We start from the raw sequence: 16,156 nt of genomic DNA on the forward strand, positions 1-16,156 counted from the left end.
GCACCCTGTTCGTATGACTGATCGGTTCATCGAGGTCTCGCTCCTGAAGCGGGACATCCACTGCACGGCGAAACTCCTGGACGACCGCGCACCGATCACCTGCGCGGCCGTCTGGGACGCCCTCCCGCTCAGCGGGGACGTCTACCACGCCAAATACGCCCGCAACGAGATCTACGCCCTCTTCCCGCCCTTCGCGGACACCGAGCCGCCCTTGGAGAACCCGACCGTCACCCCCATCCCCGGCGACCTGTGCTACTTCGCCTTCGCGGGCGCGGAGCTGGGCACCAAGGCCTACGGCTACGACCGCGAGGTCCGCCCCGGCACCACCCTGGTCGACCTCGCCCTGTTCTACGAACGCAACAACCTGCTGCTCAACGGCGATGTGGGCTGGGTGCCCGGCATCGTCTGGGGCCAGATCGTGGCGGGTCTGCCCCAGATGGCGGACGCCTGCAACGACCTCTGGCGCTCGGGCGCGGCGGGGGAGACGCTCAGCTTCCGCCGGACATGAGCGCGTGCGCCGCCCGCAGCACCAGATCGTCCCGGTGCCGGGCGGCCACCAGCTGGAGACCGACCGGCAGTCCGTCCCCGTCGGTGCCGACGGGGACGGTGGCGGCCGGCTGCTGGGTCATGTTGAAGGGGTACGTGAAGGGCGTCCACCCCGTCCAGCGGCGGTGCCCGGAGCCCTTGGGCACCTCGGCGCCGGCCTCGAACGCGGTGATCGGCAGGGTGGGGGTGACCAGCAGGTCGTAGGAGTCGTGGAAGCGGCCCATCCGGCGGCCGAGTTCCGCCCGGACGTCGACGGCGGCCAGATAGTCCAGGGCGTTGCGGCGGGCGCCGAGTGCGGCGATCTCGCGCAGACCGGGGTCGAGCAGCTCCCGCTGGTCAGGGCCGAGACGCCGGGTGACCCGGGCGGCACCGCAGAACCACAGGGTGTGGAAGGCGTCCACCGGATCGGTGACATCGGGGTCGGCCTCCTCGACGTACGCGCCGAGCCCCGCGAGCCGCTCCACCGCCCCCCGCACCGCCGAGGCCACCGCCGGACGCACCGCCACCTGGCCGCCGAGCGTGGGCGAGTACGCCACCCGCAGCCCGCGCACGCCCCCGGTCAGCCCGTCCAGGAACGATCCGGACGCGGGGCCCAGCGCCGACCAGTCCCGGGAGTCCGGCGCCCCGATGACGTCGAGCAGCAGCGCCGCGTCGGCGACGTCCCGGGTCATCGGGCCCACGTGCGCGAGCGTCCCGAACGCGCTCGCGGGATACAGCGGCACCCGGCCGTAGGTCGGCTTCAGCGCGAAGATCCCGCAGAAGGACGCCGGGATACGGACGCTTCCGCCGCCGTCGGTGCCGAGCGCCAGCGGGCCCGCGCCGAGCGCCACGGCCGCCGCGGCGCCGCCGCTGGACCCGCCCGCCGTGCGCGTCGGGTCCAGCGGATGCCGGGTGACCCCGGTCAGGGGCGAGTCGGTGACGGCCTTCCAGCCGAACTCGGGGGTGGTGGTCTTGCCGACGAAGACGGCACCGTGCGCGCGCAGGCGGGCGACGGACGGCGCGTCCTCGTCCCAAGTCCCTTGCTCCGAAATGGTTTTGGAGCCTTTCAGGGTGGGCGCGCCCCGCATCAGCAGGATGTCCTTCACCGTGACCGGCACCCCGTCCAGCAGCCCCGCGGGCTCCCCGCGCCGCCACCGCTCGGCCGACGCACGGGCCTGTGCCAGCGCCTGCTCGGCGGTGATCCGCACGAACGCGTTCACCTCCGGCTGGATCAGCTCGGCCCGCTCCAGCACCGCCCGCGTGGCGTCCACCGGGCTGAACGCGCCCGCGCGGTAACCGTCGAGGAGTTGTCCGGCCGTGAGTCCGGTCAGGTCGGTCATACGCCCTCCAGCGGGGGGAAGTTCAGCGTCCCGGTACGTATCCGCGCTGCTTGTCGACGACGTTCGGCAGGGTTCTGCCCGCCTCCCAGCGCGCGTACAACTCCACGAACTGAGCGGCGAGTTCGTCGCGCCAGCCGACGGTGTCCCCGCTCATGTGCGGGGAGACGATCAGTCCCGGCAAGCCCCACAACGGGCTGTCGGCGCCGAGGGGTTCGTGCGCGAAGACGTCCAGCGCGGCGCCCGCGATCCACCGCTTGGACAGCGCCTCGACGAGCGCCTCCTCCACGACGAGCTGTCCCCGGCCGACGTTGATGAACCGCGCGGAGGGCTGCATCACGCCGAACCGGCGCGCGTCGAACATGCCGTGGGTCTGCTCGGTGAGCGGTGCGGCGGCGATGATCCAGTCGGCGCGGGCGATCAGCCGGTCCAGGTCCTCGGGGCCGTGGATGCCGGTGCGCGGGACCCGGCCGACCAGCGCGGGGACGACGCCGAGCGCCTTGAGCGCGCGGACGACGGCCTGCCCGATGGGCCCGGAGCCGACGACACAGGCGCGGGTGCCCCTCAGCCGCCGCGACTCGCGGTGCTGCCAGGTCCGCTGCCCCTGCAGCTCCAGGGTGCGCGGCAGGTCCTTGGCCATCGCCAGCACGAGGGCGGCGACGTACTCGGCGATGGGCTCGTCGAAGATGCCGCGGGCGTTGGTGACCACGGTGTCGGAGACGGCGAGTTCCGGACACATCAGGTGGTCGACGCCCGCGCTCGCCGTATGGACCCAGCGGGGCCGGGGGCCGTCACCGGGCCAGGCGTGCCGTACGGCGTGCGAGGTGAAGTCCCAGACCAGCAGCACATCGGCGTGCGGCAGCCGGTCGGCGAGGGTGGCGGGGTCCGCGTGCTCGATCCGCGCCCGCCCGGTGAGCCGTCCGAGCCGGGGGAGCGGGTCGGCGTCCAGGACGAGCAGCGTGGGCGTGGTCATGCCGTTCCTTCGCTGAGAACCGGACGTCTGACATGCGCGGATTGACCACGCTCGCACCCGAATCTACCTTCGTCAACACGGACGCCCGCACCGTCCGCCGGTCCCCTGTCTCCTCGCGAGGGCGGTGCCTGCGATGGACGTGTCCTTCCTCGGTGGTCCCCGGCCGCAGCGCGGTGTCGGTGTGGTCGCGCCGTTCGACTTCGCCCTCGACCGCGAACTGTGGCGCTGGATCCCGGACGAGGTGTCCCTGCATCTGACCCGCACGCCGTACGTGCCGATCGAGGTGAGCCTGGACCTGGCGCGGCTGGTGAGCGAGCACGAGACGCTCTCCGAGGGGGTCCGCACCCTGATCGCCATCGCCCCCGAGGTGGTGGCCTACGCCTGCACCTCGGGCAGCTTCGTCGGCGGGATCGCGGGCGAGCGGGCGATGTGCGAGGCGATGACCAGGGCGGGCGCGGTGCCCTCGGTGACCACCTCGGGGGCGTTGCTGGAGGCGCTGGCCGACCTCGGCGCGCGACGGGTGGCGCTGGTGACGCCGTACACGGTGTCGGTGACCCGGTCGCTGGAGGAGTACGTGGCCGAGGCGGGCGTCAGGGTGACGGGGTGTGCGTTCATGGGCCTGACGCGGCACATATGGAAGGTGCCCTACCGCGATGTGGTGGACATGGCACGCGGGGCGGTGCGGCGCGGCACGGACTGCCTGTTCATCAGCTGCACCAACCTGCCGACCTACGACGTGATCCCGCAACTGGAGGCGGAACTGCGCATACCGGTGATCTCGGCCAACCAGGTCACGATGTGGGCGGCCCTGCGTCGGCTGGGTACCCGAGCCGTGGGGCCGTACCAGACGCTGATCGATCCGGCGGCCCGCAGCGGCCCCGCACTTCCGGACGTGGAACAGCAGCAGGAAGGTTCGACATGACGGCACTCGGATTCCTCTACCCGGGCCACTCCGCCGAGGACGACTATCCACGCATCGAGCAGCTCCTGGGCAGCGACATCCGGGTGGACCTGGTGCACACGGACATCGGTGAGGACGCGCACCGGGTGGACGCCCTGAGGGAGATGGGCTCCGCGGACCGCCTGGCGGCGGGCGTGGAGCAACTGCGGCTGACCGGCGCGGAGGCGGTGGTCTGGGCCTGCACGAGCGGCAGCTTCGTGCACGGCTGGGAGGGCGCCCACGAGCAGGTGCGCGCCCTCGCCCTGGCCGCGGGCATGCCGGCCTCCTCGACCTCCTTCGCCTTCGTGCACGCGCTGGCGGAGCTGGGGCTGCGCCGGGTGGCGGTGGGGGCGACGTACCCCGACGACGTGGCGGACCTGTTCGCCGGGTTCCTGCGGGCGGGCGGCGCGGAGGTGGTGTCGGTGCGGGGTTCCGGCGTCGTCACGGCGGCCGAGGTGGGCCGGTGGGGCGAGGAGGAGGTCCTGGCCCTCGCCCGCCGGGCCGACCACGAGGCGGCGGAGGCGGTCCTGCTCCCGGACACGGCACTGCACACCGTGGCGCTCATCCCGGCGCTGGAGAAGGAACTGTCCAAGCCGGTCCTGACGGCCAACCAGGTCACGGTCTGGGAGGCCCTGCGCCTGACCGACCGCAGGGTGAACGCCCCGACACTGGGCTCCCTGTTCACCAGGGAGCCGATCGTCCAGGTGTAGGAGCAAGCGCGGGAGACAGCCGGGAATAAAGCGGAGTCTGCCTCCTGTTATCGCCCGAGGAACCACGCCGGCGCGATTTCAGGAGGCACTCACCGATGGCGGCAGACGAGATCCGGGGCACGGCACAGGGCACCGCCCCCGTCCCCCTGTCCGTACTCGACCTGGTCACCGTCGGCGCGGGCAGCACCGCCACCGACGCGCTGCGCACCAGCGTCGACCTCGCCCGCCTCACGGAGTCCCGCGGGTTCCACCGCTACTGGATCGCCGAGCACCACTCCATGCCCGGCGTGGCCTCCTCCTCGCCCGCCGTGATCCTCGCCCACCTCGCCGCCCACACCGACCGCATCCGCCTCGGCTCCGGCGGCGTCATGCTCCCCAACCACGCCCCCCTGGTCATCGCCGAGCAGTTCGGCACCCTGGAGGCGCTCGCCCCCGGCCGGGTCGACCTCGGCCTCGGCCGGGCGCCCGGCACGGACGGCGCCACGGCCGCCGCCCTGCGCCGCACCGACCGGCTGAACGAAGCCGCCGACGACTTCCCCCAGCAGCTCGCCGAGCTGACCCGCTTCCTCGACGACGACTTCCCCGACGGCCACCCCTACCGCCGCATCCACGCCGTCCCGGGCCCGGTCCAGGCCACCGCCCCCGGCGGGGTGCAGAGCCCGCACCGGCCGCCCGTCTGGCTCCTCGGCTCGTCCGGCTTCAGCGCCCGGCTGGCCGGCACCCTCGGCCTTCCCTTCGCCTTCGCGCACCACTTCTCCGCGCACAACACGATCCCGGCGCTCGATCTCTACCGGGAGTCCTTCCGGCCGTCCGAGGTGCTGGACGCGCCGTACGCCCTGATCGGCGTCTCCGCGCTCGCCACCGACGACCCGCGGGAGGCCCGGCGGCAGGTGCGGGCCACCGGGCTCAGCATGGTGCGGCTGCGGACCGGGCGCCCCGGCCTCTTCCCCAGCCCCGAGGAGGCCGAGGCGCACTCGTTCAGCGCCATGGAGGAGGAGTTCATCGCGTCCTGGGGCGCCAACATCGTGCACGGCACCGCCGACGAGGTCCGCTCGGGCCTGGACGACCTCCACAAGCGCACCGGCGCCGACGAGTTGATGATCACGTCCCACGCCCACCGCGGGGAACTGCGGCTGCGGTCCTACGAACTCCTCGCGGACGCCTACGACCTACGAGCGGCCGCCTGAACCTCAGGTGAGCGCAGCAGCTCGGAGATACGATCCGGCGTCACCGGCCGCGAGTACAGCCATCCCTGGCCGGTGTCGCAGCCGATCCGCCGTAGCCGGGACGCCTGCGCCGACGTCTCCACGCACTCCGCCGTCACGGTGAGCCCCAGCCGGTGGGCGAGCTGGATCATCGCCTCCACCACGACCTCGTCGGCCGGGTTCGGCGCGATGCCCTCACCGTCGTACTGGAAGCCCTTGACGAAGGAACCGTCCAGCTTCAGCACCGACACCGGAAGCCGGCTCAGATAGGCCAGGTTCGAGTAGCCGGTGCCGAAGTCGTCGATCGCGATGTGCACGCCCATGTCGCTGAGCGCCTGGAGCGCCTGCTGCGGCCGGCCGCCGGAGCCCATCACCGCGGACTCGGTCAGCTCCAGCTGGAGCAGGTGCGGCGCCAGGCCGGTCTCCGCGAGGATCTCGGCCACGTCGGCGACCAGGTCGGAGTCCCAGACCTGACGGACCGCCACATTCACGCTGACGAAGATCGGCGGCTCGTCCGGGCGGTCCAGCTGCCACTGCCGGGCCTGGCGGCAGGCGGTGGCCAGCACCCAGCGGCCGAGCGGCACGATCGAGCCGTCCTCCTCGGCCAGTCCGATGAACCGATTCGGCGTCAGCAGTCCGAACTGCGGATGATCCCACCGCACGAGCGCCTCCACCCCGCGCAGCCGGCCGTCCTCCATGCACACCAGCGGCTGGTACTCCAGCACGAACTCGCCGCGCTCGATGGCGGGCCGGAGCGTGGAGGCGAGGGCCTGGCGGGTCATGCGGTGGGCGTTGCGCTCGGGGTCGAACAGCGTCCAGCGGTCCTTGCCGTCGGCCTTCGCCCAGTACAGCGTGGTGTCGGCGGCCTGCATCAGCGCGGTGGGGCTGGTCCCGGCGGCATGCCGCTCCACCACCCCGATCGACGCCGACGCCGACAGCCGCCGGCCCGAGATGTCGAAGGGGTCCTGCAGCGCCGTGAGCACCGACTCGGCGAGCTCGGCGAGTTGCTCGGTGCCCGTGGAGTCCTCGACCAGCAGGGCGAATTCGTCGCCGCCGAGCCGCGCCACCAGCGGGGTGCTCGCCCTGGCGTACGCCGCCTCGTCCGCGCACCGGGTCAGCCGCTCGGCCACGGCCGCCAGCAGCCGGTCGCCCACCCGGTGGCCGAGGGTGTCGTTGACCGCCTTGAAGCCGTCCAGGTCGAGATAGCACAGCCCGATCCGCCCGGTGCCCTCCTCGTACGCCTCCGCCTCCAGCGCGGCCGACAGACGCTCGAAGAACAGGGTGCGGTTGGGCAGCCGGGTCACCGGGTCGTGGTTCTGCAAGTGCCGCAGCCGGGCCTGGAGTTCACGCCGGGTGCTGATGTCGGCGACCGACAGCAGGACTCCGCCGCGCTCCTCGGCGGGCAGCGGCGCGATGGCGACCTGCACCCACAGGCAGTGCCCGTCGGGGTGCTTCAGCCGGCGCGTGCAGCGCAGCCGGGCCTGCCGGCCGCGCAGCACCTCGCGGTACGCGTGCCAGGTGCGCGCGTCGGACGTCAGGTCCACCAGATCGGCGGCGACCGCTCCGGCCAGCGCCTGCGGGGTCCTGCCGAGCAGCTCGCCGAGGGCCGGGTTGGCGCCGGTGACCAGGCCCTCACGGTCGACGACGGCCATCGCCAGGGGGGCGGCGTGGAAGGCGGACCGGAAGGGCGTGGTGTCCGGCCGCTCGTGCGGACCGGTACGCGAAGGGGACCCTTGACTACTCTCTGTGACGGCCGGCCCGATGAGATCTGCCGCGGGCGCCGGCCCTTCGGACGTTCCGCTCACCGCTCGCTCCCGCAGTGCACTCGGTCTTCGGATGGGTCTCGTCGGGATGCCGACCGACCTGGCGGCCGCCGGGCCGGATCCGTGCAGGAAAAGGATCAGGACAGTACAGAAAAGGGTCAGGAAAGTGTGCCGATCATAGAGGCTGGGTCGGGGCCCTTCCAGCCACTGTCCAGTGTCCCGGACCGAGCCGCCGATCTGACAATTCGTTTCTGCCCGCACCTGGACAGGTTCAGCAGCCTCCCGACCACATGTGACGGTCCGTGAGCGTTTCGGGGGTGTCGGCGTCGGCTTTCCGCCGCGCCTCTCACTCGTCCGGTGCAGACAAACAGGGCGTTGTACGACAAATTCCCACAGGCTGGGTGCGGTGTCCCGCGAACCGCTCCCGGAGGTCCACGTGCCGCGTCAGCTCCCGCTCAGGGAACTCACCCGTGCGACGTTCCGAGAACTCGGGGGCCGGGTGCGCGCATGGCCCCGACTGCGCACCACCGCCGCCGTGTTCACCACGATGTCGGCGCTCGCCGCGACGTCGATCCTCTCCGCCCCCTCGGTCGCCGAGCCGTACTCGGCGGAGCCCTGCGCCCTGAAACGCACCGACGCCCACCACTCGGAGGGCCTGGACACCTGGAACGCCGCCTATCCGCGGCCGGCCCGCTCGCTGGACGCGGTCATGGTGTTCCTGTCCTTCCCGGACTCCACCCCGCTGACCAGCCCCGCCGAGCTGACCGCCGACCACTTCCCGGCCACCAGCCGGTTCTTCGAGCGGGCCTCCTACGGCAGGTTCGCGCTGCGTCCGCATCCGCTCGGGGACTGGGTCCGGATGCCGCGCCCCTCGACGGCGTACGCCATACAGCGCGACTGGCAGCCCGTGCCCCGGGGCGCCTATCTGCGCGACGCGCTGGCCGCCGCCGACAGCCGGGTGGACTTCTCCCGCTACGACGTCGTCTACTTCGTCGCCGACCCGGACGCGCCCGGGGTGGACTCCGACGCCACGAAGGTGGTGAACCTGGACACCCCGCTGCGCGCGGACGGGACGGAGATCCGGCGCGTCGTCACGATCTTCGAGCAGCATCCACCGGACCGGCTGGTTCTCGCCCACGAGACGGGCCATGTCTTCGATCTTCCGGACCTCTACCACCGGCCGGTGGACGGCGAGGGTGACTGGGACACCTACGTCGGCGACTGGGACCTGATGGGCAGCCAGTTCGGGCTGGCCCCCGACCTGTTCGGCTGGCACAAGTGGAAGCTCGGCTGGCTGGATCCGCGCCAGGTGACCTGCGTACGGGACCCGGCCGGCACCCGGCTCACCCTGGAGCCGCTCGGGGCCGGGCCGGGGGTGGCGGTGGCGGGCGCCGCGGGGGCTCCCGCCTTCGGGCTCGGGGGCGGCACCAAGCTCGCGGTGGTACGCACCGGCGCGGACAGCGCGCTCGCCTTCGAGGCGCGCGGCCGGATCGGCAACGACGCGGGGGCCTGCCGGGACGGGGTCCTGGTCTACCGCGTCCGCAGCGGCGCGGAGTCCGGCCGGGGCCCGGTCGAGGTGATCGACGCCCACCCCCACACGGAGGCCTGCTGGGAGAACTCGGTCTACCCACCCCTGGCAGACGCCCCCATCGCCGAGGGCGAAAGCTTCACGGTGCCGGACGAGGGCGTACGGGTGGAGGTGGAGGGCCGCACGACCTCGGGGGCTTGGACGGTACGGATCGCGACGCGGTAGCGGGGGCGCGGGGGTACGGCGGGTGCGCCGACGAGCTCTGGAACGCCGGGGCCCGCGTCCGGCCCTGCGGCGCCGCGGGGGCTCTGCCCGCGGGTAACCCCGGGACTCGCGGACACCCGTGCGGTGCCGTGGAAGCCGGTGCCGGAAATGCGAAGGCCCCCCGCTTCCGCGAGGGGCTTTCACCGTCTGTGCGCCGCCAGGGACTCGAACCCCGGACCCGCTGATGCTGCGTCCCCCGGGGGTAACCCCCGGACCCCCAGTCGCCCCTGCGGCGTCGTGGGGAAATGCGAAGGCCCCCCGCTTCCGCGAGGGGCTTTCACCGTCTGTGCGCCGCCAGGGACTCGAACCCCGGACCCGCTGATGCTGCGTCCCCCGGGGGTAACCCCCGGACCCCCAGTCGCCCCTGCGGCGTCGTGGGGAAATGCGAAGGCCCCCCGCTTCCGCGAGGGGCTTTCACCGTCTGTGCGCCGCCAGGGACTCGAACCCCGGACCCGCTGATTAAGAGTCAGCTGCTCTAACCAACTGAGCTAGCGGCGCCTGCTGACGTCGTAGACCTTAGCATCCTGGTCGGGGGGAGGAAAAATCGATATGCGCACCGCCGCACGTGCCGCTCGGACGGCCGCCCAGAGCAGGATCTCAGGGCCGGGAAGCCAGGGGTGGCGGGTGTCCGGGGCCACCAGCCAGCGGGAGCTCTGCGCGGCGGTGCCGACCGGCGCGGGGACGGTCACCGCGTCGCCGGTGCCGTGGCACAGCAGGGGCGGGACGGCCGCCGACCGCCCGAACTCCTCCCAGCGCAACAGCGACGGCAGCCGCTGGGCCGTGCCCGGTGCGGCGAACAGCAGGGTCCGGCCCCGGAACACGGCCACCGGGCCGGAACCGGGGCCGTCGTCCCAGAGCCGGTCCAGCATCCGGCGCCCGAACATCGCGGGGACGCTGACCACGTCGAAGACCGAACCGCAGGGCAGCACGACCGGAGCGTCGGGCCGCTCCTCCCAGAACGCCAGCGTGGTACGCGGATACGTTCCTGCCGAGGCCAGCCAGGCCGCTCCGTCCGGGGTGACGCCCGAGGCGCCGAGGCAACTGCTCATGGCGACTACATCTACCGGCCGTGAGCGTCCCGTTCCGGAGGGTTGCCGGAAATCGGGACAGGAAGGGGAGGGAAGGGGTATCTTGCCCGGATCTTGCCCGCTCGGCATATGCCAGGCAGGCTCAGACGGGGTCGATCTGCTCCCGGCCCTCGACCGCCCCCCGCAGCAGGTCTCTGCCGAACTCGACCATCTTCTTGGCGTAGTCCTCGGTCCATTCGGCCCGCTCCGCGATGTCCGCGGTCGTCAGCCGGTCGAAGCGCCGCGGGTCGGCGAGCTGGGCCGCCGCGATGGCCTGGAACTCCACGGCACGGTCGGCCGCCGCCCGGAAGGCGACCGTCAGCTCCGTCGCGCGCGCGAGCAGGGCCCGGGGGTCCTCTATCGACTCCAGGTCGAAGAAGTGCTCCGGGTCGGCCGCCGCCTGCGTGGGCTCGAAGAGCAGGGGCGCGGGGCGTAGCCGCGGTTCGTTCCGACGCGGCGTGGGCTCCGCCATGTCTTCTCCTCCTCGTACGTCACGGATGACCCCCAGGGAGCGGGCCACCGTCCATTGTCCCGCGCCCGCGCAAGGGGGCGGGTCGCCTCCGGCGCTTTCCCGGTCCGCACGGCGCCGGGGCGGGTCGGTCAAGGGCGCCCGGGACCGGGTGTTCCGACAGCCGGGCCAGGACCGCGTGGTTCGCCTCCCAGCCGTCCGGGCTGTATTCGTCGGCCGCCTGCGGCGGCGTGCCGGACTCCGTCCGGCGGGACGGTGGGTCGGTGGGTCGTCCCGGGCGGGTCGGTCAGGGGCGCCATGGGACCTGGTGTTCCGACAGCCGGGCCAGGACCGCGTGGTTCGCCTCCCAGCCGTCCGGGAACTTCACGAGTGTTCCCAGCTGGACCGGTTCCGTGGACGGGTAGTCGTCGAGGAGGTCGGTCACGCCCGCTCGGCAGACCACGATGCAGGCGTGCCGGTGGCGGGAGGCGAGGACGCACAGGCGGCCCGTCTCCAGATGGAACGCGGTGGCGTCGGGCCGCCCGGACAGGGGATGCAGGACCACCGTCACGTCGTACTCCCGGCCCTGAAGACGGTTCGCCGTGTCGACGGTGACGTCACTCACGCCGAGTTCCGCGAGCGCCGCCCGCACCGCGGCCGCCTGGTCGCGGTGCGCGGTGCCGACGGCGATCCGCTCCGCGGTCAGCGGCGCCGGGTCCGGGGACCGCTCCGAGGTGGCCGCGCCACCGCGGTCCAGCAGCCGCCGTACGACCGCCGCCACCGCCCGCACCGCCTCCGGGTCCGTGCGCGGGGTGTGCCGCGCGGGCAGTTCCAGCAGGCCCCAGCCCGCCTCGGCCGCCTCGTCGATCACCCTGTCGGGGCCCGACCCGTCGGAGGGCACGGCGAAGGCGAGGCGGCGGTCGTCATGGCCGGTGCCGCTGCGGAACGGCGTGTACGGGTAGAAGGCGTCCGAGACCAGCGGCGCCGCCGACGCCGGCAGCCGCCAGGACACCGGCAGCCGGTGCTGGGGCAGCTCGGGATTGTGCGCGAGCAGCGTGGTCACCGCGGACGCCGACGGGTCGTACGACAGCCCGGCCCACTGCTCGCTGCCGACGATCGCGAACGGGTCCAGCTGTCCCGGGTCGCCCACGAACAGCGCCCGCTCGAACAGCCCGGCCACCGCCAGCAGCGCGTCCGACCGCATCTGGTACGCCTCGTCCACGATCGCGTGCCGCCACGGCTCGTCGACCTTCACATGCGCCCACTTCGCGGCCGTGGACACGGTCACCGGCAGCCCGGTCAGCTCCGCCGCCTTCGCCGACTTGCGTACGTGCGGCAGGTCGTCCAGCGCCTTGTCGTAGGGGTCGGCGTCGCTGCTGTGCAGCCGGCCCACCGGCAGGCCGGGGTTCTTCTCGGCGAGCCGGAGGACCAGGTCGTCGACCTGGGCGTTGGTCTGTGCCACGACCATCAGCGGGCGGCCCGCGTCGGCCAGTTCCAGTGCCGCCCGCACCACCAGCGTGGACTTGCCGGCACCGGGCGGGGAGTCGACGACCACCCCGCGGTGCGTGCCGTGCAGGGTGTCGGCGAGGATCGCGTCGGTGGCCTGCGCGGCCGCCGCACCCGGGTCGAACACGGCGGTCACAGGACGTCCTCCTCGGTCGGCTGATCGGCGGGCTCCGGTACGGCCTCGCCGGGAGGCCCGCCGTGCGTCCACGGCGTCTGCTCCGGGTCGGGCAGCTTCGCCCCGCCCCGCTGCTCGTGCTCGAACAGGGTGAAGCAGAGCCGGTCGCCCTTCTCCGGCACGGACCCCGCCTCGGGCTCCTTGCCGCGCCCCATCTTGTCCAGGACCCGCAGCACCAGCAGATCGCCGTCGCCGCTCACGAACTCCGCCGACTGCGGCTTCCCGCCCAGCGAGCGGTACACCTTCATCCGCTCGCCGAGCTGCGGCCGGTCGTCCGTGCGCACCGTGACCAGCGGGCGCGGGCTCGGCCGCTTGCCCTCGCTGTACGCCATGACGACCTCGACGACCTCGCCCGCGAACGCCTCCCCGGCCAGCCGCCGCCCCGCCATCACCAGCGGGTCGTCGAGTGCCTCCTGCGCCTCCAGGCGGGCCTGCTCGCGCTCGCGCGCGGCGAGCTTGTTCGCCGCCGTCACCGCGTCGTCGCGGCGCGGCTGCGGGGGCTCACCGGCCGTGATCCGGTCCCGGTGGGCGGTGAACGACCAGCGGTCGCGCGTCCACCGCTCCTCGACGTGGAGCCCGGCCTCGGGCAGCCGGGTGCGCAGCAGGTCCAGGCCCTGCCACACCGCGTCCCAGGTGGGCCGGAGGACGCCCTCGACCAGGGCGCGGATCTCCCGCTCGGCGTCGGTCAGCACCCCGAGCCGGGTGTCTGCCTGCAGACCGTCCTCCGCCGCGGCGAGCGCGGTGCGGGCGCGGTCGTAGCGCTCGATGGCGGGGGCGAGCAGCTTGTTGTCGAACGCCGGGTCGGTGGCCGGGCCCGCGGGCGGCCACCACAGCTGGCCCCGCTCGTCCCGGGCGAGCTCCGCGCGCAGGGCGGCCTCGGCGCCCGACTCGCCGTCCGGCGGGTCGATCCAGGCGAGCAGCGCGCCCAGGTGCTGGTCCTCCAGGGTGGACTGCCCGGTCGCCCAGTGCCGGGCCAGCAGATCGGTCATCGCCAGCAGCAGAGAGGAGCCCGGCACCCGCGACCGCTCGCCGTAGTGCGTCAGCCACCGGCCGAGCAGCGGCACCCGGGGCGGCGCCGGGTAGGGCGTCTCCGGGTCCTGCTCCGCCGTACGGCGAAAGCGCATGGACCGGCCGAGCAGGCGTACGAAGTCCAGGCCCGCGCGGCTCGGGACGATCAGCTGGGGTGCGTGCGCGCACAGGTCGACCTCGACCTTGACGCGCTTGCCGGTCTCCGGGTCGGTGTCGGTGCGCTCGGCGGTCTCGACGGCCTCGGTGTACGCCTCGATGTGCGGCAGGACCACATCGGCCAGCTGCGCCAGGAACGCGAACCGCAGGTCCCGGTCGCGCGGTTGCGGCACGACCAGCAGCCGGGGCGCGTCCCGGTCGGTGCCGACCAGGGCGCCGAGCGGGGCGCCGGCCTCACCGGCGGTGGTGAGCGGCACGAAGACCAGCGGGCGCTCGGAGAGCCGGCGGTGGCGGACGGTGGCCGAGGGCTGGGCGCGGCCGGTGCTGACCGCTTCCAGGCGGGCGAGGGTGGCGATCAGGGACACGGGGCCGCCTCCCGGGCGCCGAGCGCCTCGGCCCGCAGCCGGGCCGCCCTGCGCAGGGCCGCCACCGCCGGGTCGGCCGGGTCCCCGGCGGTGCCGTGGGCCGCCGCCAGGACGTCCTCGACGGTGGTCAGACCGCCCAGTTCGGCCCGGACCGAACGGCCCAGCGAGGTGACCGCGCCGGCCGAGCGGGCGCGGTCACGGCAGTGGAAGGCCAGCTCGCAGGCGGACAGGCACTCGGGCGCGTACGCCGCCGGAACGGCCTCCACCGCGGCCGTCAGCTCGGCGGCGGGCAGCTCCGGGTCGAAGCAGGTGCCCTCGGGGAGGGCGTCGGCGATCTCCTCGATCCGGGTGAGCCGGGCCAGCTGACGGGCGGTCACCGCGCGCTGCTTGCGGATGTCGACGGCGGAGGCGGTGGGGAGGTTGGAGAAGTCCTTGGGGCACACCAGCAGGATCCGGTGCCGCACGCGCGGGGGCGGGGAGATGCGGGCGGCGACCTGCTCCAGGGCCAGGACGTACACCGCCGCCTGCCGGGCCGCGGCGCCGACCTTGGACGGGTCCGCGGAGCCGTCCAGCATCGGGAAGGACTTGATCTCCACGACCGTCCAGCTGCCGTCGGGGTGCGCCACCACAGCGTCGGGCTCCAGGAAGGCGGGGGAGCCGGCCACGTCGAGCGCGAGCATCGGGTGGTCCAGCAGGGTCCAGGCGCCCGGCGCCCCGGCCGCCTCGCGCAGCGCCAGCGCCGTGCGGGCCGCGCGGCCCTCGGGGCCGGTCGCGGAGAGGTCCGGCACCTGCGCCCGCGCGGGCGGTTCGGCGGAGCGGTCCAGCTTCTCGTGCACGAGACGCAGCAGCTCGGCGCCGCCGTCCGCCTTGACCTTCGCCTCGAAGGCGTTGCCCCGGGTGAGGGCGAACTGCGACTGACCGAAGGCCGAGGGCGCGCCCAGCGCGCTCGCCAGTGCCGTCTTGTCCACCCCCGCGCCGTCCAGGATGGCGCGCCGTCTGCACCCGGGGTTGGCGGCGAGGGCGGCGAGGGCGCGGGCGTCCAGCGCCTTGGCCGGTACCTCGGGACCGCGCAGCTCAGCGAGCCGGTGCCGCAGCGCCGTCCCCCGCGTCCGTGGGGGAGGCACCCGGCTCGGCTCCGGACTCGAACCGTGACTCGCGCTGCCGTGGAAATCGCTCACCCGCGGAAGTCTGGCATCCGCCACTGACAATCGAGGTCTCTGCGACGGGAGAGGCCCCTGCGGCGGCCCGGGCCGAGCCGGCCGCGATCAGGCTGCCGCGGCCCTCGAAGCGCGCCCGGACCCGTTCCGCGCAGCGCAGGACGTACGGCGTCAGCAGCAGGCCGGCGCCCATCACCGCGGCGCCCGCGACCGCGTCCAGGAAGTAGTGGTTGGCGGTGCCCATGACGACGATCACCGTCACCAGCGGGTAGACCACAGCGGCGATCTTGGCGAGCCGGGTCCCGCCGTACCGCCACAGCATGACGCCGCACCACAGCGCCCAGCCGCAGTGCAGGCTCGGCATCGCCGCGTACTGGTTGGTCAGACCGCCCAGGCCCTTCGGGGCGCTGGCGTCGCCCGCCCACCAGCCGTACGAGCTGTACTGGGCCATCGTGTCCACGAAGCCGTGCGTCGGGGACAGCAGCCGGGGCGGGCAGGTCGGCAGCAGGGTGAAGCCGATCAGGCCGATGAAGGTGGAGGTCATCAGCCAGGTGCGGGCGGCGCGGTAGTGCACGGCGCGGGACCTGAAGATCCAGACCAGGATCACCGGGGTGATCAGGTAGTGCAGCGAGGCGTACCAGAAGTCGGCGGGCACACCCAGCCACGGTTCGCGGGTGAACAGGCGGTTGAGCGGGTGCTCGGCGTTGAGGTGCAGCACCTTCTCGATGCGCAGGATGGCCAGGCCGTGGTCGACGGCCGAGGTGACATCACCGCGGGCGAGCAGGCGGCCCGCCGAGTAGCACGCGTACACCAATGCGATCAGCGGCAGCTCGGTCCACCAGCGCAGACGGCTTCGAGGTGCCGCCTGTATGCCCGGTGTCTCGGCGTGCGGCATCCGATCGCCTCCCCCTTCTCGTCGTGGCGCCGGTTGCCCGGACAGGCCACTTTACGGTGTACGTGCACGCCTCCGTCGGGCGCCCCCGGCCCTGATAGACGCAGAGATCGCCC

Annotated in this window: 14 protein-coding genes and 1 tRNA gene; 5 read left to right on the forward strand and 10 right to left on the reverse strand. The window is 73.5% G+C overall.

The features are described from left to right. Window positions 1-13 precede the first annotated feature (13 nt). Window positions 14-508, forward strand: coding sequence for a DUF3830 family protein (locus ACFYW5_RS06525; protein WP_389415816.1), 495 nt, complete (start codon window positions 14-16; stop codon window positions 506-508). Here the strand turns inward: ACFYW5_RS06525 and ACFYW5_RS06530 are convergent. Further along, window positions 489-1,865 carry an amidase gene (locus ACFYW5_RS06530; RefSeq protein WP_389415817.1) on the reverse strand — a complete coding sequence of 459 codons (1,377 nt, stop codon included), beginning with the start codon at window positions 1,863-1,865 and terminating at the stop codon, window positions 489-491. The two genes, ACFYW5_RS06525 and ACFYW5_RS06530, sit on opposite strands and share 20 nt — an antisense overlap. Window positions 1,866-1,887: 22 nt before the next feature. Next, window positions 1,888-2,835 (reverse strand): D-2-hydroxyacid dehydrogenase, encoded by a 948-nt coding sequence (locus ACFYW5_RS06535; protein WP_389415818.1) that lies wholly within the window; start codon window positions 2,833-2,835, stop codon window positions 1,888-1,890. 133 nt (window positions 2,836-2,968) lie between these two features. Here ACFYW5_RS06535 and ACFYW5_RS06540 point away from each other — a divergent pair, with 133 nt between their 5' ends. The 3 genes from ACFYW5_RS06540 (at window position 2,969) to ACFYW5_RS06550 (ending at window position 5,672) form a co-directional block, all read left to right on the forward strand. Beyond that, window positions 2,969-3,757, forward strand: coding sequence for an aspartate/glutamate racemase family protein (locus ACFYW5_RS06540; protein ID WP_389415819.1), 789 nt, complete (start codon window positions 2,969-2,971; stop codon window positions 3,755-3,757). Beyond that, window positions 3,754-4,485 carry an aspartate/glutamate racemase family protein gene (locus tag ACFYW5_RS06545; protein ID WP_389415820.1) on the forward strand — a complete coding sequence of 244 codons (732 nt, stop codon included), beginning with the start codon at window positions 3,754-3,756 and terminating at the stop codon, window positions 4,483-4,485. The genes ACFYW5_RS06540 and ACFYW5_RS06545 overlap by 4 nt, the downstream gene beginning before the upstream one ends. A 95-nt stretch (window positions 4,486-4,580) precedes the next feature. Beyond that, window positions 4,581-5,672: an LLM class flavin-dependent oxidoreductase gene (locus ACFYW5_RS06550; RefSeq protein ID WP_389415821.1), complete on the forward strand. Its 1,092-nt coding sequence runs from the start codon at window positions 4,581-4,583 to the stop codon at window positions 5,670-5,672. Here the strand turns inward: ACFYW5_RS06550 and ACFYW5_RS06555 are convergent. After that, window positions 5,648-7,495 carry a putative bifunctional diguanylate cyclase/phosphodiesterase gene (locus ACFYW5_RS06555; protein ID WP_389415822.1) on the reverse strand — a complete coding sequence of 616 codons (1,848 nt, stop codon included), beginning with the start codon at window positions 7,493-7,495 and terminating at the stop codon, window positions 5,648-5,650. The two genes, ACFYW5_RS06550 and ACFYW5_RS06555, sit on opposite strands and share 25 nt — an antisense overlap. Before the next feature lie 364 nt (window positions 7,496-7,859). Between ACFYW5_RS06555 and ACFYW5_RS06560 the strand changes: the two genes are divergently transcribed. Continuing rightward, window positions 7,860-9,206, forward strand: coding sequence for a M6 family metalloprotease domain-containing protein (locus tag ACFYW5_RS06560; RefSeq protein ID WP_389415823.1), 1,347 nt, complete (start codon window positions 7,860-7,862; stop codon window positions 9,204-9,206). Window positions 9,207-9,669: 463 nt separating this feature from the next. On the opposite strand, the gene ACFYW5_RS06565 is transcribed toward ACFYW5_RS06560, so the two are convergent. The 7 genes from ACFYW5_RS06565 to ACFYW5_RS06595 all read right to left on the reverse strand — a co-directional run bounded on the left by ACFYW5_RS06565 (window position 9,670) and on the right by ACFYW5_RS06595 (window position 16,043). Further along, a tRNA-Lys gene (locus ACFYW5_RS06565) sits at window positions 9,670-9,743 on the reverse strand. Next, entirely contained in the window at window positions 9,734-10,294 is a 561-nt protein-coding gene (locus tag ACFYW5_RS06570; protein ID WP_389415824.1) for a bifunctional DNA primase/polymerase, read from the reverse strand. The genes ACFYW5_RS06565 and ACFYW5_RS06570 overlap by 10 nt, the downstream gene beginning before the upstream one ends. Window positions 10,295-10,415: 121 nt before the next feature. Continuing rightward, entirely contained in the window at window positions 10,416-10,784 is a 369-nt protein-coding gene (locus tag ACFYW5_RS06575; RefSeq protein WP_389415826.1) for a hypothetical protein, read from the reverse strand. A 283-nt stretch (window positions 10,785-11,067) separates the two neighbouring features. Further along, window positions 11,068-12,402 (reverse strand): AAA domain-containing protein, encoded by a 1,335-nt coding sequence (locus ACFYW5_RS06580; protein WP_389415827.1) that lies wholly within the window; start codon window positions 12,400-12,402, stop codon window positions 11,068-11,070. Then, window positions 12,399-13,991 carry a hypothetical protein gene (locus ACFYW5_RS06585; protein ID WP_389415828.1) on the reverse strand — a complete coding sequence of 531 codons (1,593 nt, stop codon included), beginning with the start codon at window positions 13,989-13,991 and terminating at the stop codon, window positions 12,399-12,401. Before ACFYW5_RS06585 ends, ACFYW5_RS06580 begins: the two co-directional genes overlap by 4 nt. Then, window positions 13,982-15,115, reverse strand: a complete 1,134-nt coding sequence (locus tag ACFYW5_RS06590) for a hypothetical protein (protein ID WP_389415829.1) — start codon at window positions 15,113-15,115, stop codon at window positions 13,982-13,984. The genes ACFYW5_RS06585 and ACFYW5_RS06590 overlap by 10 nt, the downstream gene beginning before the upstream one ends. Next, complete coding sequence (locus ACFYW5_RS06595) at window positions 15,066-16,043, reverse strand: phosphatase PAP2 family protein (protein WP_389415830.1); 978 nt, start codon at window positions 16,041-16,043, stop codon at window positions 15,066-15,068. Before ACFYW5_RS06595 ends, ACFYW5_RS06590 begins: the two co-directional genes overlap by 50 nt. Window positions 16,044-16,156 lie beyond the last annotated feature (113 nt).

This window comes from Streptomyces sp. NPDC002779, assembly GCF_042888685.1.
Classification (GTDB): Bacteria; Actinomycetota; Actinomycetes; order Streptomycetales; family Streptomycetaceae; genus Streptomyces.